The following is an 18,775-nucleotide window of genomic DNA, read 5'->3' as shown; positions in this document are numbered from 1 at the left end:
CTCAGCTGTCGCGATGCCTGCACAGCGGAAACGGGAACGGCGTCCTCCGAAAGTGACAAAAAATGACTCCTGTCGGACGCCAGGCCGTCCACAGGCGCCCCTGAGCGGACCTCCGATGAGTAGACTCGCGGTCATCACGTTCCCTCCGTCCGCAGCCGTCCGCGCCTTGTCACCGTCCGTCCGCCCCACTCAACTGCGAGCGATTTTCTTGACGATTGAGCAGCCTGCTTTCGGTAAGCGAGTGCGGGAGGTCCGGCGCGCTCAGGGTCTGTCCCAGGGGGACCTCGCCGGGGACGATCTCTCCCCCAGCTATGTCTCGCTGGTCGAGAACGGCCGCAGAATCCCCAGCGCCAAGATCGCCCGGTCCATCGCCGAACGCCTCGGCACGACGGTCGAGGCGCTGTGCGCCACCGACGAGCCGGGCGACCGGCTGACCCAGCGCCTCGGCCTGGTCGGCCAGTTGGTGGCCGCCCGCGCCAGCCAGCTGGCCGGTGACTGGCCCGCGGCCCGGCAGCAGCTGGAGTCCGTGGTGGAAGCGGCCGGCGCCGATCAGGACGAGGTGCGCTGGGAGGCCCGCTGGGAACTGGCCACCGTCCTCGGGCGGCTCGACGACCCGGACCGTCACGAGGCGGCGCTGCGCCGGCTGCTCGACGACCCCCTCACCCGCTCCGCGCCCGTGCTGCACGCCCGCGTCGCCATCGAGCTCGCCCAGCTGCTGCGCGCCGCGGGCCGCCTCGCGGACGGTGTCCGCTTCGCCGAGGAGGCGGTCCGGGTCACCGGCGAGCTGGAGCCCGGCCGCCCGGAGCGGGCGCAGGCCCAGGTGGCGCTGCTGTCCGTGTCCGTCGACAGCGGGGAGTGGAGCCGCGCCGAGCAGCTCGGGGCGGAGCTGCACGCCCAGGTCGCCCCCCTTCCGGCCGGCGAACTGCGGGCGAGCGCGCTGTGGGCCGTGGCCGGTGCGCAGTATCTCGGCGGGCATCCGGACCGGGCGCTGGAGCTGCTGGCCGAGGCGGAGCAGCTGCTCGCCGCGACGGACGGGGTGCGGCTGCGGCTGCGACTGGCCCGCGCGCGGACGCTGCTGGCGCTCGCGGCGGGCGGGCAGGACGAGGCCGACGCCCTGCTGGAGCGGGCCCGGCAGGCCGCCGCGCTCATCGACACCCCGTCCGCCAGGACCTGGCTGGCCGTCCTGGAGACGGCCGCGGCACTGCGCCGCAACGAGCCGGTGAAGGCCGGCGGCCGGGCCGCCGCGATCGATCCCGACGCCGCCGGGCTGACGCCCCTCGACCGTGCCCGCTGTCTGCTCCATCTGGCCCGCGCCCACCGCGCGGAAGGTGGCGAGGAGGCCGCGGAGGCCGACTTCAAGGAGGCCGCCGAGGGCTACGAGAAGGCCGGGGCCTTCCGGCTGGCGCTGGAGAGCTGGCGCGAGCTGAGCGCCGGCGGCCGTGCGGGCGAGGGACCGGATCCGCACGCGGTCCTCATGCCGTAGCGGTGTCCGTGGCCTCGGCGCTGTCCGCCTCGACCGCCGGGCCGCCGTACGTACCGGCCTGCCCGTCAGGGGAGTTCACCCGCCAGAACCTCACCTCGGGCGCCAGGGCGGCGGTGGCCGCACAGGCCACGGTCTGCGGGCCGACGGGCAGATCCCGGACGTAGGCGGTGCGGCCGGGGCGGGCCGGGGAGCCGGGAATCACGATCTTGCCCTCCCGCGCGCCGCTCAGCGCGTCGATCGCGGCGGCGGCGGCCAGCTCGCCCCGTCCGGTCAGCCGCAGAGCCGCTTCCTTACGGGTCCACAGCTGGGCCAGCCGCTGCGCCCGCCGGCCCGGCGGGGCCTCCTGGACGTAGCCGCGTTCCAACGGCGTGAAGGGAAGCAGCAGTTCGCTGACCGGTCCGCGCGGAACGGTGTGCACGGACAGGGCAACGGGGAGGTCCCGGGTCAGGACCAGGAACTGCCGGCCCGTGTCGGCGGCGGCGTCCAGGCAAAGGCGGGTGCCCGGAGGCCAGCCGGTGGCGGCGGGCGGTGCGGCGAACACCGGTCGTCCGAAGCCGTCCCGGGTCACCGGAATATCGCCCGGTGAACAATGCAGTAACCGGCCCAGAAATGCCGTTAAGCAGTCGGGCTGTCGAATGTCACCGGGGACGTTCGAGAATATATGCAAACGCCCGTCGGCTAATTCGGATGAGCGGGACGGGCCCCAACTGACGCCCCTTGAGGGCGAGTTGGCCGGGTCACCGTCATGGTTGAGCGAATGCGCGCCACAGGAAGGCTGGTACCCCCGCATAGGTCCCCTCGCACCATGTCTCCTTTCCCGACCGGTCACATCCGGGAAAGCAGTGCACTGAGTCGATTTGATTTAGCCTCCGGAGATCCTCAAGGTAACCCTGGTCTATGCCTGCGTCAACAAGCGACGACCGAAAATCAACTTCGGTTTACCCGGAGCCATTACCAGATTTCGCCAAAGTGAGACCGGGCGCGGCACGGTGACCTCTGGCCACCGCAAGTCGGGCAGCGGCCGGCCTTCCGTTGCCAGGAATCTGACTCCCCTTCACATCCCTTGTACGGGTGCGCTTCTGCCGGGGGACGTGGTCGGCAGAAGCGCACCGGCCGGGGGCACCCCTCAGGACGCCAGCTGCTTCTCCACCCGGATCACTATGTCCAAAACCGTGCGCATGTCCTTCATCTCCTCTTCGGGCAGCGCGATCCCGAAGCGCTCCTCCGCCACGACGACGACCTCGGCCATCGCGAGCGAGTCCACGTCCAGCTCCTCGACCAGGGACTTCTCCTCGGTCACCGTCGCCGGCACCACGCCGGCCACCTCGTGCAGGATCTCGGCGAGTTGAGCAACGATCTCTTCGCGGGTGGGGATGGTCATGACGGTCACCTCTCTGTGGAATACGGGCGGTACGGGTCGCGGGCACGGCCCGGGACCGTGCGGGGCGGGTGCGGCGCACACCGGGGCCCGCGGCGCGGCGCGGCCGACGACCGCACACAGCTCGCCGGCCGGCAGGCGTGGCATCCCGGCGCGTGCGGCGTCATCGAGAAGCAACGCGCTCCGGCGCGGCAGGGGAATCCTCCGTGACACGGAGTCATTCCCTTGACTACACTTGACTGCTCCAGTCAACTGGAGGTCCGATAGGTTGTCAACGACGACCTTTCAAGACCATGCCAGGACAATGCTTCTGAGTTATTTTCAGTGACTCCGAAGTCGATGATGAGTCACACGGAGGAACCGCATGAGCGGTCTGCTCGACGGAAAGCAGCTGGTCATCACCGGCGTGATCACCGAAAGCTCGATCGCCTACGCGGTGGCGCGGCTCGCCCAGGAGGAGGGCGCCAAGATCGTCCTCACCGCCTACGGACGGCCGACTCTGGTCGCCCGGCTCGCCCGGCGGCTGCCGGAGGAGCCCCCCGTCGTGGAGCTGGACGTCACGGACGAAGAGCAGCTCAGCACCCTTGCCGACCGCGTCGGCGAGCACCTCGACGGCGTCGACGGCGTCCTGCACTCCGTCGCCAACGCCCCCGCCAACTGCCTGGACGGCGGCTTCCTGACCGCCCCGTGGCGCGATGTGTCCGCCGCCCTGCACACCTCGACGTACTCCCTGGTGGCCCTGACCATGGCCTGCCGCCCGCTGCTCCGCCCCGGCTCCTCCGTCGTCGGCGTCGACTTCGACGCCTCCCGCGCCTGGCCCGGCTACGACTGGATGGGCGTCGCCAAAGCGGGACTTGAGGCCTGCTCGCGCTATCTGGCGCGCGACCTCGGCGGCCAGGGCATACGGGCCAACCTCGTCGCGGCAGGCCCGCTGCGCACCCTGGCCGCGCGCGGCATCGGCGGCGACGGCCCGTCCTTCGAGAAGAGCTGGGCGTCCCGCGCCCCCCTCGGCTGGGACCCCCAGGACGCCGAGCCGGTCGCCCGTACGTGTGTGGCCCTGCTGTCGGACTGGCTGCCCGCCACCACCGGCGAGATCGTGCACGCGGACGGCGGCCACCACATGATCGGCGACTGAGCGGCGATGACGGAGCGAGCGGCGGCGCCCACCACTCTGTGCTGCGGCCCGTACGCCATCGAGCGGAAGCGGATCGCCGCGTTCGCCGCCGCGCTCGGCGACCCCCACCCCGCGTACACCGACCCGGCAGCCGCCCGCGCCCTCGGCCACCCGGACATCATCGCCCCACCCACCTACCTGGCCACCCTCGCCACCGACGCCGAGGACCAACTGCTGAACCTCCGGCCGGACTTCACGGCCACCGAGGGCACCGTGCACCGTGCGCAGGCGCTGCGCCACGCCCGCCCCGCACACGCCGGCGACACCCTGCACGCCACCGTCCGCCTCACCGCGGCCACCACCCTCGCCGGCCGCCCCCTCCTCACGCTCGACTGCGAGTTCCGGGACGCGGACGGCGCCTGGGTAGCCACCACCACCTCGTCGCTGCTGTGCCCGGCCACCACACCGCGGCCCGCCCGGCGCCCTCGCGACACCACGGGATCGGAGCACCCATGACCGACACCATCGCCCCTCCGGTCGCCGCCGCCCGGCTCGTCGACGGCACCGCGGCCCCGCTCGGCGGCGCCGGCCGCCTCGACGGCCCGGCACTCGGCCGCCGGATAGGAACCGCCGCACACGCCTTACGACAGCTCGGCCTCCGGACCGGCGACCGGGTCCTGGTGCAGGGCGACAACAGCGTCGACTATGTCGTCACGCTGCTGGCCCTGATGCAGCTGGACACCTCACTCATCCCGCTCGACCACCGGCTCTCCGCCGCCGACGCCGCCGCGGCCGGCCGTCAGGCCCACGCCCGCTGGCTGGTCACCGGCGCCGACCGCGCCACCGGCTTCCCCGGCATCGCCGACCGGCACGTCATCCACTACCCGCGGCTCGTCGCCGACGCCCCGGCGTCACCGCCCGCCGCCGTCGACCTGGCCCCCTGGTTCCGCCGCCCCGACGCCCTCGTCCTGTGGTCCTCGGGCACCACCGGGCGCCCCAAGGGCATCATCAAGCCCGGCCGGGCCGTCCTCGACAACTCGCTGCGCACCATCCAGGCCATGGGCTACCGCGAGGACGACGTCCTCGCACCCCTGCTGCCCTTCTCGCACCAATACGGGCTCTCCGTCATCCTGCTGTGGTGGCTGGCCCGTTGCACGCTGCTGGTCACCCCCTACCAGCGGCTCGACGCGGCCGTCGGCCAGGCCGCGGCCCACGGCGCCACCGCCGTGGACGCCGCCCCGTCCACGTATCACTCGCTCCTCGGCGTGGTGCGCCGCCGCCCGGAGGTACGCGCCGGGCTCGCGGGCGTACGGCTCTGGGGCGTGGGCGGCGCACCGCTGCCCGCCCCGCTGGCCGAGTCCTTCCACACGACAATGGGCCGCCCACTCCTGGACGGCTACGGTCTGACGGAACTCGGCAATGTCGCGCTGGCCACCCCCGACGCACCGCACGGCTGCGGGCGTCCGCTGCCCGGCGTACGGCTGCGCGTCATGCGCCCCGACGGCACCGCTGCCGGCCCCGGCGAGCTCGGCGGCATCGAGGTGCGCTCCCCCGGGCTGATGGCCGGCTATCTCCAGGAGGACGGCTCGCTCACGCCGGTCGACCCGGACGCCTGGTATCCGACGGCCGACCTGGGCAGCATCGACGCCGAGGGCACCGTGCGCGTGGTGGGCCGCAACCAGGCCGTGCACCGGCTGGGCTTCACGCTCTACCCCGAGAGCCTGGAGCGCCGCGCCGAGGCCTGTGGCCGGCCGGTGAAGGTACTGGCGGTCGAGGACCAACGTCGTGGCAGTGCACTGCACTTCGTGGTCGCCGACCCTGATGGCGCGGCCCCGCTCACCTGGCGCCGGCGGCTCGCCGAGCACCTGGCGGAGTACGAACAGCCCAATGCGGTCCATGTCGTCGACCACTTCCCGCTCACTGCCAACGGAAAGCCCGACACGCGTGCGCTGCGTGCGGAGCTCGGGCTGGAGCTGGGAGGGGGTCCGGGGACCGGTGCCCCGGTCGGGGGCTGAGCGGTACAACTCCGGGACTGTCGCCGGTGGTTCAGGTCTGTGGGTTGATCAAGTCTGTGGGTGGTTCACGTCTGGGGTGAAGCACGTCTGTGGGTGAAGCACGTCTGTGGGTGTTGCGGCATCTCCATGCGGTTCACGTCTGCGGATGTTTCACGTGGAACATGTCGGACTGCGCTGCGTCACCGGCTACTGCGTCGTGACCGGCCTGCGCTTCGTCACCGGCTTGCGGTTCCTCGCCGGCTACTGCGTCGTCCTCCGCGTGGGCATCTCGCTCGGGCCTCAGCGTCGAAGTCCGGCTCGAACCTGAGCGGTTGCGCCTGGATCCGTTTTCGGGTGCATCAGTTCCGTAGAGCTGTCACGCGTCGTGTCGCCCCATCGCAGGGCTGGTGGGGCCGGCTGCACCACGGCTGCCGGCCGGTTCAGACGACGCGAGCGGTGTGCGCATGACGGCGGGCCGCCGGAACGGCCGCTGCGGATGCATCCGCCTCGGCACCACGGTCCGGCGCGGCCCCGGCCGAGTCGGTGAGCTCATCGGCCATCAGCGGCTCGGTGCGGGTGCGAGTGCGGCTGCGCAGGCCGGGCGAGGTGCCATGGGCCTCGGCGCTGATGCGCTGCTTGATCGTCGGCGGCAGCTCGGGCCGGGCGAACATCCGCCGGGCGGGGTCGGGTTGGCCGAACAGCGGTACGGCGCGCGGCGCGGGCACGGCAGGAGTGCCTGGCCCGGGATCCGGCGCGGCGCAGCGCACCGCCTCCGGGGCCTCGGCACCCGGGGCGTCGGTGCCCGCGTTCCCGTTGCCCAGGGTCCGCTCGTACAGTGCGGCGTCCCGGCGCGCGGCCGACGCCGCAGCGGAGACACCCAGTGATGCCAGCAGCTTGCCCAGCATGGCAAGGCACACCGCCCAGAACTTCATGACCTTGGTCGCAGCCATGGCCCCTCACTTTCGGTCGGGATCTCCCCGAGAGATCCGTTGCGTCTGCTTCTGTTGTGCTTCCTCTGTTGCCTTCGCTTCAGTTGCGCCGCATCCGGTGCACCGCTTTGATGGCGTCGCTTCTGTTGCGTTTTCTTATGATGAGTACGCAATGGGAGGATTCACGGACCGACGCCCCGGGATCGGCGTTCTTCTGATGAACACCACCCGTACGCAGTAGCCACAGCCGTCGGGCGGCAGGCGGGCGGCGGGTCGTAGGCCCCGGTCAACCGATCGGTTGATGCCGTTCCGAGCGCGATGGGCGATGTGCCACCGGGTGCGTCGGGCGGATTCTCGGGTTATGGCAATCATCGAAGTCACCGGGCTGCGCAAGGTCTACGGGGGCCGGGCCGTGGTCGACGAGGTCTCCTTCGCGGTGGAGGAAGGAGAGATCTTCGGCGTCCTCGGCCCGAACGGCGCCGGCAAGACGACGACCGTCGAGTGCGTCGAGGGCCTCCGCGTCCCGGACGGCGGGACGGTGCGCGTGGGCGGGCTGGACCCGGTCGCGGACCATGACCAGGTCACCCGGATCCTGGGCTCCCAGCTCCAGGAGAGCGAGCTCCAGACCAAACTCACCGTGCAGGAAGCGCTGGAGCTCTACTCCGCCTGCTATCCGCGCCCGGCCGACTGGCGGCAGCTCGTCGAGCGGCTCGGCCTCACCGACCGGCTCACCGCCCGCTTCGGCAAGCTCTCCGGCGGCCAGAAGCAGCGGCTGTTCATCGCGCTGGCGCTGATCGGCAATCCGCGGGTGGTGGTGCTCGACGAGCTGACCACCGGGCTCGATCCGCGGGCCCGCCGGGACACCTGGCAGCTGATCGAGGAGATCCGTGACTCCGGGGTGACGGTGCTGCTGGTCACCCATTTCATGGAAGAGGCCCAGCGGCTGTGCGACCGGATCGCGGTGATCGACCGCGGCCGGGTCGCCGCGCTGGACAGCCCGGCGGGTCTGATCAGCAAGGCCTCGCGGTCCGTCGTCATCTCCTTCACGCCGTCGGCGCCGCTCGACCCCGCCGAACTGGCGGCGCTGCCGCAGCTCGGGTCCGTGGAACGGAGCGGCCGGAGCGACGGACGGGAGCCGGCGGGCTCCGCCGGGGAGCGGCTGGTGATCCACGGGACGGACGCCACCGTCGACGCGGTGATCTCCCTGCTGGCCCGGCACCGCATCACCGCCCGGCAACTACGGGTCGGCGACGCCACGCTCGACGACGCCTTTCTCGATCTGACCGCACAGGAAGCCTGAGGTGCCCGCCATGCCCGCCCCCACACGAACGCCTGCCTCGGCACATACGGCTGCCCCGCCGAAGTCCCGGGCCGCCGCGCGCGCCGTCCTGAAGACCGAGGCCCGGCTGTTCCTGCGCGAGCCCGGATCCCTGTTCTGGATCCTGGTCTTTCCGACCCTGCTGCTGGCCATCCTCGGCCTGATCCCCTCCTTCCGGGAGGCCGATCCGTCGATGGGCGGCCGGCGGATCATCGATCTGTATGTGCCGGTGGCGCTGCTGCTCGCCGCGATCACCACCGGAATCCAGGTGATGCCCGCGGTGCTGACGGGCTATCGGGAGCGCGGCATCCTGCGCCGGATGTCGACGACCCCGGTACGGCCCGCGGCGCTGCTCGGTGCGCAGATCACCCTGCACGGCGCGGCCACCGTGGTCTCCATGGCGCTGGCGCTCGTCGTCGGCCGGCTCGCCTTCGGTGTGGCGCTGCCCGAACAGCTCGCCGGCTATGTGCTGGCGGCCTTCCTGACCCTGTGCGGCGCGCTCGCCCTGGGCTGTCTGCTCTGCGCGCTCTCCCCGACCACCAAGGCGGCGAGCGTGGCCGGCTCGGCGGTGTTCTTCCCGATGATGTTCACGGCGGGCGTGTGGGGTCCGGTCCAGGCCATGCCGGAACTGCTCCAGCAGATCGTCCAGCTGCTGCCGTTCGGCGCCGCGTCGCAGGCACTCAACCAGGCCGCGTCCGGCCACTGGCCCGGCTGGTCGCATCTCGCCGTGCTGACGGTGTGGACCCTCGTACTGGGCCGGGTCGCCAGGCGCCGCTTCCGTTGGGAGTGAGGATGACAACCGGAGTGTGGGTGTCCGTACGCCGCCCGGGGGACACTGCGCGCATGGCAAGCGTCGACAGCAAGGACGGGACGGCGGAGCCCGTCGCCGGCCCACCGGTGCCGCGCACCTCTCCCCCGCTCACGCAGTCGCGCAGCCACGCGCAGCAGGCGTGGGACCGCGCCTTCCGGCGGTGGGGCGGCTATCCCCTGCTCGGTCTCGGGGTCCTGACCTCGGCCGCGTCGGCGGATCCGCTGCTCCCGGGGGACGAGGTGTATGTGGCGGGGGTGCTGGTGGCGGCCGCGCTGGCGCTCCAGGTGTGGTGGAGCCGGACCGGCCACCGGGCACCCCCGCAGTCACCGGCCGGGCAGTTCCACTACCTCGTCCGCTTTCTGCTGGCCTTTGTGCTGACCTGGCTGAACCCCTTCTTCGCGATCTACGCGGTGCTCGGCTACTTCGACGCCCCGCATCTGCTGCCGCCTCGCTTCGTCCGCGCGGGGCTGCTGGCCACCGCGGTGATCATGGCCGGCTCGCAGTCCGGGGGGCTGCCCCCGGCGAGCGCCGTGAACTGGGTGGCCTTCGGGCTGCTGTACGTCCTCAACGCCCCGCTGGTACTGGTCTTCAGCCGGATCGCCGTCCAGGAAGCCGAACACGCCGCGGCGAATGCCGCCACCATCGCCGAGCTGGAGCGCACCAACGCCCGGCTGGAGGCGGCGCTGGAGGAGAACGTAGGTCTCCACGCCCAGCTGCTCGTCCAGGCGCGGGAGGCGGGTATCGCCGATGAGCGCCGCCGGCTGGCCGCGGAGATCCATGACACGCTCGCGCAGGGCCTGGCCGGCATCATCACGCAGCTGGAGGCCGCCACCGAGAGCAGCGATCCGGTGGCCGCCCGCGGACACGCCCGGCGCGCCGTGGCGCTGGCCCGCGAGAGCCTCGGCGAGGCCCGTCGTTCCGTGCACGACCTGGGCCCCGGAGTGCTGGAGCATGCCGCGCTGCCGGACGCCCTGCGCCGGACCGTCGAGGAATGGTCGGCGGTGGCGGGCGTACGTGCCGAGTTCACCGTCACCGGGACCGCCGAGCCGCTGCACGACGAGGTCGAGGCGACCCTGCTGCGGATCGCCCAGGAGGGCCTGGCCAACACCCGTCGCCACGCGGCCGCTTCGCGGGTCGGCGTCACCCTCTCGTACATGGGGGACGAGGTGACCCTGGACGTCCGCGACGACGGCCGTGGCTTCGACCCGGCGACGCTGCCGCCCCGCGAACGCACCGGCGGCTTCGGCCTCGGCGGGATGCGGGCGCGTGCCGAACGGATCGCGGGCGCCGTCGGCATCGAGTCCGAACCGGGCCGGGGAACGGCTGTCTCCGCTCGCGTACCGTTGGTCCGCCATGGCTGAGCACACGGAGCGGACCGAGCGGACCACCGTCAGCGTCCTCATCGTCGACGACCACCCCGTCGTCCGGGACGGTCTGCGCGGCATGTTCTCCTCCGCCCCCGGCTTCGAGGTGCTGGGTGAGGCCGGCAACGGCATCGAGGGGGTGGAGCTTGCCGCCCGCCTCGACCCCGATGTGGTCCTGATGGATCTGCGGATGCCGGGCGGCGGCGGGGTGGCGGCCATCACCGAGCTGGCGCGCCGGGCGTCGCGCTGCAAGGTGCTGGTGCTCACGACGTACGACACCGACTCGGACACCCTCCCGGCGATCGAGGCAGGCGCCACCGGCTACCTCCTCAAGGACACCCCTCGCGAGGAACTGTTCACGGCCGTCCGTGCGGCGGCCGAGGGCCGTACGGTCCTCTCGCCCGCGGTCGCCTCGCGTCTGGTCTCACGGGTCCGGTCACCGGGCAACGAACCGCTCAGCGCCCGCGAGCGCGAGGTCCTGGCACTCGTCGCCAAGGGCACCTCGAACCGTGAGATCGCCGCCGTGCTGTTCATCAGCGAGGCGACGGTCAAGACCCATCTGACGCACATCTACGGCAAGTTGGGCGCGAAGGACCGGGCCGCGGCGGTGGCCGTGGCCTACGACCGGGGGATTCTCGGCTAGGGCCTGTTCCACACGACAGGCCCTGGGCGGTGTCCGGCAGCCACCGCCTCGGCCCGTCGTGGCTGTTTCACGTGAAACAGCCGGACATGGCTGCCAGTTGAGGTGCCACGGTCCCGCTCGCTGCCCGCTCAGGCCGGTGCCAGCTCTCCCGTGCGCGCCATCTCCGCCATCATGTGGACGGCCTCGGGCTCGGGGGTCTCGGGCGGGATGATCAGCAGGTCCCAGCGGCCGTGGCCGGGGGAGACCAGGCAGACGGTGTCCGGGCCCGGGCGGCCGGTGGTTCTGCGGAGGCGGACGACATGGCCCTCGACGAGGATGTGGGCGGGGAGGGCGCACCAGGCCGCGCCGTTCACCGTGGCATGGGTGATCCGGGGCCAGTCGAAGGGCAATGCGGCCAGCAGCTCGGGGAGTTCGGCCAGCAGGTCGACCGAATGGGGCCACCAGACACCGTCGATGCAGCGCACCGTATCGGTGTGCGGGGCGATGGCCAGGCGGGCGACGGGTGGTGGCGTGTGATGCCGGGGAGGGGCCGGTCCGGGAGAGCCCCTGGCGGTGGTCATACGGTGCTCCTGAGACGGCGGGCCGCCACCCGTGCGGGGTCGGGCCAGCGCACGTCCCGGACCCAGCCGAGGCGTTCGAAGAGCCGGATGACGGCGGCGGACACGTCGATCTGACCGCGGTCGACGCCATGCCGGGCGCAGGTCGGGTCGGCGTGGTGCAGGTTGTGCCAGCTCTCGCCGAACGACAGCAGAGCCAGCGGCCACAGATTGGTCGCCCGGTCGTGGCGCCGGGTGCGGAACGGCCGCTCGCCGATGACATGGCAGAGCGAATTGACGCTCCAGGTGACGTGGTGCAGCAGCGCGATCCGGATGAACCCCGCCCACAGCAGGGCGGTCAGCGCGGTGACCCAGGAGCCGCCGAGCGCCCAGCCCAGCGCGAACGGCAGGCCGAGCGTGAGCAGACACAGCACGGGGAATGCCCGGTCCACCGCGCGGATTCCGGGGTCGTCGAGCAGATCGGGCGCAAAGCGGCGGTGCGAGGTGGGGTCGTTGCCGAACAGCCAGCCGATGTGCGAGTGGACCAGTCCGCGCAGCTGACCGCGCAGGCTGGTGCCGTAGCGATAGGGGGAGTGCGGATCGCCGGGGCGGTCGGTGTAGGCGTGGTGGCGACGATGGGTGGCGACCCAGTCGATGACATCGCCCTGGAAGCTGAGCGATCCCGCGAGGGCGAGCGCGACGCGCAGTGCGGGGGTGGCGGTGTAGCTGCCGTGGGTGAGACCCCGGTGGAAGCCGATGGTGACGCCCAGGCCGCTGATGACATAGAAGACGGTCAGCAGCACGAGGTCGGTGAGGTGTACGACGCTGCCCCACAGGAGGGGGATCGCGATGCCCAGGCCGACGAACGGGGCGACGACGATGATGCCGGTCACCGTGACGTACATACGGCGGCCGCTGTCCGGCGGAGGTGTGGCACCGCTGTCGGGAAAGGGCGAGGTGCCGTCGTAGTCCGGTGCCGGCGGGATGCCCCGGTCCGTGGACGTCACGGTTCGTCGCCCGCTTTGCCCGGGGGCGGCGGTGGGCCGGCCGCCGGTGATTCGGAGTGGGCGGCATCGTGCGGCCGCTTTTGCTTCCGCTGCCGCATCGACTGCTTCCAGTCCGTGTACCGGTGGGTGGCCATCCGGCCGGTTCCCTGGGCATTGACCCGGGCGATGAAGAGCGCGCCCAGCGCGACCAGCGCCAGCAGCACGACCACGGTCAACAGAGTCTGCATGCAGCTCACCTCACCGAATACCTCGTGTCCCTCGGCACCCCTGGGCATCCTTCGGTGTTCCGGTGCTTCCAAGGTACCCCGCGGAAGCCCTGTACATACCGTTATGGGCGGTTATGGGAGAAGAGGCGGGCGAGACCGAGGGGAGGCCGGAAGAGGGGCCGGGCGGAAGGCCGGGGAGAAGGCCGAGGGGGAGGGCCGGGAGCGGGCGAACTCTACAAACCTGTAGATTCCGCTCCCGCCCGCGCCCCTCCCCCCGCCCCCGAAGGCGCCTCGCTCAGACGTTGACGCCGAAGTCCGCCGCGATGCCCGCCAGGCCGGACGCATAGCCCTGGCCCACGGCCCGGAACTTCCACTCCTCGCCGTGCCGGTAGAGCTCACCGAAGACCATCGCGGTCTCGGTCGAGGCGTCCTCGCTCAGGTCGTAGCGGGCCAGCTCCGCCCCGTCCGCCTTGTTGACGACGCGGATGAAGGCATTGCGGACCTGGCCGAAACTCTGTCCCCGGCTCTCCGCGTCATGGATGGAGACCGGGAAGGCGATCTTTGCGATCTCGGCGGGCACTCCGGTCAGCGTGACATCGATGGCCTCGTCATCCCCCTCACCCTCGCCGGTCAGGTTGTCGCCGGTGTGCTGCACCGAGCCGTCGGGGCTGGTGAGGTTGTTGTAGAAGACGAAGTGGGCGTCCGAGACGACCTTGCCCGCCTCGGTGCACAGCAGCGCGCTGGCATCCAGGTCGTAGTCCGCGCCCGTCGTCGTCCGTACGTCCCAGCCGAGGCCGACCGTGACCGCGGTCAGTCCGGGCGCTTCCTTCGACAGCGAGACGTTGCCGCCCTTGGCCAGCGAGACTCCCATGGCTTCCCTCCAGGTGTTGCCTGCATTCCGGGTGAGCCTCAAAAACTACAGGAGTGTAGAAGTAAGGTGCCGGGAATCTGCGGCGTCCGGCTACGCCCGAGCGGACCACCGCCCGGATCCGGCCACTCAGTAAGATGCCCCGACGTCCCGGCCCGCGGGACACCCGGCGCGACGGGAGGCGACGGTATGGGCGCGAAGGCCTTCGGGAACTTCGGCGGTTCCGGACGGGAACGCGCCCGCAGGCGGGGGCAGGGCCAGCTGGAAGCCCAGGTCCTGGCCGCGCTGCACCACTCGCCGGTACCGGCCACCGCCGCCTGGGTGCAGGAACGGCTCGGCGGCGACCTCGCGTACACGACCGTGATGACGATCCTGTCCCGGCTGCACGCCAAGCAGGCCGTCACCCGCGAGCGCTCCGGCCGCGCCTACGTCTGGACCCCGGCCGCCGACGAGGCCGGGCTCGCCGCGCTGCGGATGCGCCGCGTCCTGGACGGCGAACCGGACCGGGACGCCGTACTGACCAGCTTCGTCTCCGCGCTCTCCGCGCACGACGAGCAGTTGCTCCGCACCCTCCTCGACCGCGACGCGGCCGACGGCCCCGGTGCGGCCGAAAACCTCCCGACCGCCGACGGCCCCGGCCCGGCCGGAAGCCTCCCGGCCTCCGACGCCCCGGCCGCCGCCGAGGAGCCCCACCCGGCCCCGGCCCCCGGCCGGCACCACCCCTCGGACGAAGCACGCGGAGGCTGACCGGTGGGCGTCTTCGTGTTCCTGCCGCTCGTCCTGCCGCTCACCGCGCTGCCGATCGCCCGGCTCGCGGAGCAGCACCTCCACCCGCGGGCCACCACCCGCCTGCTGACCCTGCTCGCCGCCGTCCTCGGCCTGTGCAGCACGCTCTGCCTGGGCCTGCTGGTGGTCGTCGGCACCGCCCAACTGCCCGGCAATCCGCTGCCCGACGGCTGGTCGGACCCGGAAGTGCGGGCCGCGGTCCCGTTCGCCGAGGTCGCCGGTGTCGCCGCGATCCCCTTGCTGGCCGCCGCGCTCCACGCCTGCGGCGCCGCAGTGCGCCGCCACCGCCGCATCCGGTCCCGTGCCCACCGCGCGCTGGACGTGCTGCCGGCCGGCGCCGACCCCGCGGTGCTGCCGGACGACGATCCCTACGCCTACGCCGTGCCCGGCACCCCGGCCCGCCCCGGACGCCCCGCCAGGCCCGGCCGGATCGCGGTCTCCCGCGGCATGCTGCGCTGTCTGGACGGTGCCGAGCGGCAGGCGCTGTTCGCTCATGAGCGCGCGCATCTGCACTGCCGCCACCACCGCTATCTGCTCGCCGTCCGCCTGGCCGGCTGCGTCAACCCGCTGCTGCTGCCGCTGCGTTCCGCGGTGGCCTTCGCCACCGAGCGCTGGGCGGACGAGGAGGCGGCGCAGGTGGTCGGCGACCGGCGGCTGACCGCCCGCGCGGTGGGCAAGGCGGCGCTGGTCGCGCGGCCCGCGCCGCAACCGGGGCTGGCGCACTTCGCGGGGCCCGAACCGGGGCCTGTGCCGCGCCGGGTGGCGGCGCTGCTCGGGCCCGTACCACCGGCCCGTCACTGGCCGCCGGCCCTGACCCCGGCCGGACTGGCGGCCCTGGTCGCCGCGGCGGGCACGGCCGCCTCCGCACTCTCCGCGCTCAACGCGGCGGTAGCGCTGTTCGTTGTTCTGAAGGCAGCAACGCCGCTCTAGGGGCACACTGACCCTTGACCCTCACCGGGCCTGCGCGGCGCACCGCGCTGTGTGCCGTCCGTACCAGGCAACTTCTACAACACTGTAGAACTTCCCGGTAGAGTGGCGCGCACAGGCGCAACAGGCGCGGCCAAAGGGGGAGATGGCGACGAGGTGCGGACTCCTGACCTGGGACTGCCCGCCTCCAGAGGCGGAGGTGCGATGGGTCTATCAGCCGGTGGAGGTCCAATACCCGGACGGCGGATGGCGGTTGGGCCGGATCAACGCCTGGTGGACGGACGGCGCGGGCGAACTGTGGTGCCGGCTGCGCACGTTGCCCGGCGGTGCGTGTGCGCAGTGGCTGCGTTACGACCCCGAGTCCATCCTGCTGCTGACCAGCACCGGCACCTGACCCGCCGCCTCCGGCCGGCACCGCCGGCCGCCGCTGCCGCGCCCTCCCTCGTAGAGCAGCACGCGCATCACCAGCATCAGAAGGACCAGAAGGGCCATCGGCGTGCATGACAGGCAGACGCACCAGCAGACGGCCCGGCGGGGCACCGGCGAGACACCCGGAGCGTCCCGCGCCACCGGCGACGCCTCCCGCGAGTCCGGCACCCGCTCGCGCCGCAAACCGTCCGGCGGCTCCCGCGGATCCGGCGACGGCAACGGCTCCGGCTCCGGCCGGACGGGCGGTACGGGCGGGACAGGCGGTACGGGCAAGCTGCGGATGACCCGCCGCGGCCGCATCCTCGCCTGGACCGGCGGCACGCTCGGCGTGCTGCTGCTCGGCACGGCCGGCGTCGGGGCGTGGGTCTACCAGCACCTGGACGGCAATATCCGCGGTGTGGACATCGGGGTCGACGGCGCCCGGCCGGTCAACCTCAGCCCCGGCTCCAAGAACATCCTGGTCGTCGGCTCCGACAGCCGCGCGGGTGCCAACGCCAAGTACGGCAGGAACCTCACCACCATGCAGTCGGACACGCTGATGGTGCTGCACATCGCCGCCGACCGTAAATGGGCGACCGCGCTGTCCTTCCCCCGCGACTCCTGGGTGCAGATCCCGGCCTGCACCCGCGGCAACGGCTCGAAGTCGTCCCCGCACCACTTCAAGATCAACGAGGCGTTCTCGATCGGCGGTGACTCCGGCAGCATCCGCAAGGCCGCGGCCTGCACCATCAAGACCGTCGAGAAGAACACCGGGCTGCGCATCGACCACTTCACCTCGGTCGACTTCCAGGGCTTCAAGGGCATGGTCAACGCGCTGGGCGGCATAGAGGTCTGCCCTCAGCACGCCATCCACGACAAGAAGGCCCATCTGGACATGGACGCGGGCTGCCAGAACGTCCGGGACGAGAAGGCGCTCGGCTACGTCCGCACCCGCTACAGCGTCGGCGACGGCTCCGACCTCGGCCGCATCGGCCGCCAGCAGGAGTTCATGAAGGCGCTGGGCGCCAAGGCCCAGTCCAAGCTCACCAGCCCCGGCGAGCTCTACGACTTCCTGGACTCGGCCACCAAGTCCATCACCACCGACAACGCCCTGGCCGGCGTCAAGCCGCTCTACGACCTGGCCGCGACCGTCAAGGACATCCCCACCGACCGCCTCACCTTCCTGACCGTCCCCAACTACTACCGCGAGGCCGACGTCCCCACCGACAAGGCCAATGTGGTCTGGCAGTATCCGCAGGCCGGTCAGCTCTTCAGCGACCTCGCGCACGACCACGAGATCGGCGCCGCCGGAAAGAAGAAGCTCGCCGAGGCCGCCAAGAACCCGGTGACCGCCCGCTCCGTACAGGTCCGCGTCCTCAACGGAACCGGTGCACCCGGCCGGGCCGCCTCCGCCGCCGACCAGCTGCGCAAGCTCGGCTTCACGGTCGTCGCCACCGGCAACGCCCCGGCGACGGACAGGACCACCGTCACCTACCCGGCGGCGCTCAAGACACAGAGCGCGGTCCTCGCCTCCCGTCTCCCCGGCACCAAGGCCACGGAGTCGGCCGGGGCGGCACCGGGCGCGGTGACGCTGACGATCGGGCCGGATTTCCCGGCGGACATGCCTTAGAAAGGTCCTCTAAGGCTTGCGGGCCGAGTGCGGGAACGATGGCGCATCACTGCTTCGGTGTTCCCGCAGCGTGCTGTGCAATACCGCCGTTGCCCGTTCCTGGACGTGTCCACATAGGCCCGGGAGCACCCGGAGCGCAGGCATCGGCCGAGCCTCGCTCCCCCTTCCCAGCACAGGACGAAGGCAAGGCCGCCGGCGGTGACCGCCTTGACCCGGGAGAGCAGATCGGCCGAGTCGGGCACGAAGTGAAGATGGGGCTGAAGCCCGTCATGGGTGGTCACCCATGGGCGAATCGTCGCCGCCGCCAGCAGGTCGTTCACCGCTGAGCACTGCTCGGCGGGGTCGCCGGAACCAAAAGCGCGGGCCAATTGGTCTCGCCAGCGTCGAAAGCCGTCCACATCGGCCGCGACGACTTCCGGGTGACGAATCCCGTGCGCCTCGAACAGCTGCTGAATGCTCGTGGCGCTCATCTCGGGAAGATTGATCAAATCGGCCGACAGCACGGCCCCGAGACGCCCGTAATCGTTCTGCTTCACGTGGCCTTCTCCGGCGTTACGCGACCCCTCGGTGCGCGGGCAGGCGATGTCCCCCCGGGCTCACCTGGATCAGCTGAATGTCGGAGCGGGCAACGAACCAGCCCCTGGTGTGGCACCACAGGTACCGCACCATGCCCTCGGATGTGGAGTGTTCTGATACCGGCCGGCAGGAATCGGAGGAGAGGCCACATGCGGGACACCACCACGATTCACCCGGCAGATCTGGGATTCGCGCCATGTCCGCCAGGGTGCGGTCATGGGTCAAATACATTCAACCATTACATCTGCGGCACGGACCGGGCTCAGCGGACGGCCCGCGCGAGACGGGCACGACGCCCTTCACGAGCCCGCCCGCCGGACGGCGGCCGCTGCGCCGACGTCCCTCAGACGCGCAGCCGTTCCACCGGCCGGGCCGTGTGCACCTCGATGTCGTGCGCGGCCCGTTGCAGCAGCTGGTGGCTGAGGTCGGACATCGCCCGCGCCACCGCCAGCTCGTCCCCGATGGCCGGGACGTTCTCGTCGGCGGGGTTGCAGCGTGCCGCTCCCTCGCCGACCATCTGTCCGCCGTCCTTGCCGCGCAGCCTGGCCTCGGCCCGGACCTCGCTGTCGGTCTCGGTGATGCTGATCTCGGCGTTCCATGTCTTCGTGGCAGTCACCGGAAGCCTCCTCGTCCGCCCCCATAAGCAGCCCATGTACCGCCCCCACAAAAATCCTCGCACCGGCCTCCGCGGCCCGCACCTGGGGCACACCACACCTCGGTCCGGGGGATTTCCCCATGGTGGGGCCGTACCCGCCGCCCTAGCCTCGTCGTGGCGGGGAAGCGGGCGGGGGAGCCCC

General features: G+C 71.9%; 22 protein-coding genes. 13 read left to right on the top strand and 9 right to left on the bottom strand.

The genetic code is table 11. The features are described from left to right. The first annotated feature begins 241 nt into the window (after window positions 1-241). Window positions 242-1,483 (top strand): helix-turn-helix transcriptional regulator, encoded by a 1,242-nt coding sequence (locus tag M8I34_RS01655; RefSeq protein WP_250047486.1) that lies wholly within the window; start codon window positions 242-244, stop codon window positions 1,481-1,483. Here the strand turns inward: M8I34_RS01655 and M8I34_RS01650 are convergent. Together M8I34_RS01650 and M8I34_RS01645 are read right to left on the bottom strand one after the other, a co-directional pair. Next, a complete protein-coding gene (locus tag M8I34_RS01650) occupies window positions 1,473-2,051 on the bottom strand; it encodes a hypothetical protein (protein ID WP_250047484.1) in 579 nt (192 codons plus the stop codon). The genes M8I34_RS01655 and M8I34_RS01650 overlap by 11 nt on opposite strands. A 558-nt stretch (window positions 2,052-2,609) precedes the next feature. After that, on the bottom strand, window positions 2,610-2,864 hold the full coding sequence (locus M8I34_RS01645) for an acyl carrier protein (protein WP_250047482.1): 255 nt from the start codon (window positions 2,862-2,864) through the stop codon (window positions 2,610-2,612). A gap of 361 nt (window positions 2,865-3,225) precedes the next feature. On the opposite strand from M8I34_RS01645, the gene fabI reads away from it, so the two are divergent. The 4 genes from fabI to M8I34_RS01625 all read left to right on the top strand — a co-directional run bounded on the left by fabI (window position 3,226) and on the right by M8I34_RS01625 (window position 6,297). Beyond that, window positions 3,226-3,996 carry an enoyl-ACP reductase FabI gene (fabI, locus tag M8I34_RS01640; protein ID WP_030987877.1) on the top strand — a complete coding sequence of 257 codons (771 nt, stop codon included), beginning with the start codon at window positions 3,226-3,228 and terminating at the stop codon, window positions 3,994-3,996. Window positions 3,997-4,002: 6 nt separating this feature from the next. After that, entirely contained in the window at window positions 4,003-4,491 is a 489-nt protein-coding gene (locus M8I34_RS01635) for a MaoC family dehydratase (RefSeq protein ID WP_250047481.1), read from the top strand. Continuing rightward, window positions 4,488-5,990 carry a class I adenylate-forming enzyme family protein gene (locus M8I34_RS01630; protein ID WP_250047480.1) on the top strand — a complete coding sequence of 501 codons (1,503 nt, stop codon included), beginning with the start codon at window positions 4,488-4,490 and terminating at the stop codon, window positions 5,988-5,990. The genes M8I34_RS01635 and M8I34_RS01630 overlap by 4 nt, the downstream gene beginning before the upstream one ends. A gap of 145 nt (window positions 5,991-6,135) precedes the next feature. Continuing rightward, window positions 6,136-6,297 carry a hypothetical protein gene (locus M8I34_RS01625; protein WP_250047479.1) on the top strand — a complete coding sequence of 54 codons (162 nt, stop codon included), beginning with the start codon at window positions 6,136-6,138 and terminating at the stop codon, window positions 6,295-6,297. Window positions 6,298-6,409: 112 nt separating this feature from the next. On the opposite strand, the gene M8I34_RS01620 is transcribed toward M8I34_RS01625, so the two are convergent. Further along, entirely contained in the window at window positions 6,410-6,919 is a 510-nt protein-coding gene (locus M8I34_RS01620) for a DUF6344 domain-containing protein (protein WP_250047478.1), read from the bottom strand. A 340-nt stretch (window positions 6,920-7,259) separates the two neighbouring features. Between M8I34_RS01620 and M8I34_RS01615 the strand changes: the two genes are divergently transcribed. From M8I34_RS01615 to M8I34_RS01600, 4 genes are read left to right on the top strand one after another with little or no spacing between them, the layout of a single operon-like run. Further along, window positions 7,260-8,198: an ABC transporter ATP-binding protein gene (locus M8I34_RS01615; RefSeq protein WP_250047476.1), complete on the top strand. Its 939-nt coding sequence runs from the start codon at window positions 7,260-7,262 to the stop codon at window positions 8,196-8,198. Window positions 8,199-8,208: 10 nt separating this feature from the next. Next, window positions 8,209-9,006 carry an ABC transporter permease gene (locus tag M8I34_RS01610; protein WP_250047475.1) on the top strand — a complete coding sequence of 266 codons (798 nt, stop codon included), beginning with the start codon at window positions 8,209-8,211 and terminating at the stop codon, window positions 9,004-9,006. Between the two features lie 53 nt (window positions 9,007-9,059). Beyond that, on the top strand, window positions 9,060-10,388 hold the full coding sequence (locus M8I34_RS01605) for a sensor histidine kinase (RefSeq protein WP_250047474.1): 1,329 nt from the start codon (window positions 9,060-9,062) through the stop codon (window positions 10,386-10,388). Next, a complete protein-coding gene (locus M8I34_RS01600) occupies window positions 10,381-11,034 on the top strand; it encodes a response regulator transcription factor (protein WP_250047473.1) in 654 nt (217 codons plus the stop codon). Before M8I34_RS01605 ends, M8I34_RS01600 begins: the two co-directional genes overlap by 8 nt. Window positions 11,035-11,162: 128 nt before the next feature. Here the strand turns inward: M8I34_RS01600 and M8I34_RS01595 are convergent, their stop codons facing one another. The 4 genes from M8I34_RS01595 to M8I34_RS01580 all read right to left on the bottom strand — a co-directional run bounded on the left by M8I34_RS01595 (window position 11,163) and on the right by M8I34_RS01580 (window position 13,654). Beyond that, window positions 11,163-11,594, bottom strand: coding sequence for a DUF5994 family protein (locus M8I34_RS01595; protein WP_244413695.1), 432 nt, complete (start codon window positions 11,592-11,594; stop codon window positions 11,163-11,165). Next, on the bottom strand, window positions 11,591-12,577 hold the full coding sequence (locus M8I34_RS01590) for a fatty acid desaturase (RefSeq protein ID WP_250047472.1): 987 nt from the start codon (window positions 12,575-12,577) through the stop codon (window positions 11,591-11,593). The genes M8I34_RS01595 and M8I34_RS01590 overlap by 4 nt, the downstream gene beginning before the upstream one ends. Beyond that, a complete protein-coding gene (locus M8I34_RS01585) occupies window positions 12,574-12,804 on the bottom strand; it encodes a hypothetical protein (protein ID WP_250047471.1) in 231 nt (76 codons plus the stop codon). The genes M8I34_RS01590 and M8I34_RS01585 overlap by 4 nt, the downstream gene beginning before the upstream one ends. A 274-nt stretch (window positions 12,805-13,078) precedes the next feature. After that, on the bottom strand, window positions 13,079-13,654 hold the full coding sequence (locus tag M8I34_RS01580) for a TerD family protein (protein ID WP_250047470.1): 576 nt from the start codon (window positions 13,652-13,654) through the stop codon (window positions 13,079-13,081). Window positions 13,655-13,840: 186 nt separating this feature from the next. On the opposite strand from M8I34_RS01580, the gene M8I34_RS01575 reads away from it, so the two are divergent. The 4 genes from M8I34_RS01575 (at window position 13,841) to M8I34_RS01560 (ending at window position 17,402) form a co-directional block, all read left to right on the top strand. Then, window positions 13,841-14,398, top strand: coding sequence for a BlaI/MecI/CopY family transcriptional regulator (locus M8I34_RS01575; protein WP_250047469.1), 558 nt, complete (start codon window positions 13,841-13,843; stop codon window positions 14,396-14,398). A 3-nt stretch (window positions 14,399-14,401) separates the two neighbouring features. Beyond that, window positions 14,402-15,367: a M56 family metallopeptidase gene (locus tag M8I34_RS01570; protein ID WP_250047468.1), complete on the top strand. Its 966-nt coding sequence runs from the start codon at window positions 14,402-14,404 to the stop codon at window positions 15,365-15,367. Between the two features lie 142 nt (window positions 15,368-15,509). Further along, entirely contained in the window at window positions 15,510-15,758 is a 249-nt protein-coding gene (locus M8I34_RS01565; RefSeq protein ID WP_250047466.1) for a hypothetical protein, read from the top strand. Between the two features lie 315 nt (window positions 15,759-16,073). After that, window positions 16,074-17,402 (top strand): LCP family protein, encoded by a 1,329-nt coding sequence (locus tag M8I34_RS01560; protein WP_250047540.1) that lies wholly within the window; start codon window positions 16,074-16,076, stop codon window positions 17,400-17,402. On the opposite strand, the gene M8I34_RS01555 is transcribed toward M8I34_RS01560, so the two are convergent. Together M8I34_RS01555 and M8I34_RS01550 are read right to left on the bottom strand one after the other, a co-directional pair. After that, window positions 17,399-17,938: a CGNR zinc finger domain-containing protein gene (locus M8I34_RS01555; RefSeq protein WP_250047465.1), complete on the bottom strand. Its 540-nt coding sequence runs from the start codon at window positions 17,936-17,938 to the stop codon at window positions 17,399-17,401. The genes M8I34_RS01560 and M8I34_RS01555 overlap by 4 nt on opposite strands. A gap of 383 nt (window positions 17,939-18,321) precedes the next feature. Beyond that, window positions 18,322-18,594: a DUF1876 domain-containing protein gene (locus M8I34_RS01550; RefSeq protein WP_250047464.1), complete on the bottom strand. Its 273-nt coding sequence runs from the start codon at window positions 18,592-18,594 to the stop codon at window positions 18,322-18,324. Window positions 18,595-18,775 lie beyond the last annotated feature (181 nt).

The organism is Streptomyces sp. MCA2, assembly GCF_023544705.1.
GTDB classification, from domain to species: Bacteria; Actinomycetota; Actinomycetes; order Streptomycetales; family Streptomycetaceae; genus Streptomyces; species Streptomyces decoyicus.
This window is presented reverse-complemented; position numbering and strand designations above follow the sequence as displayed.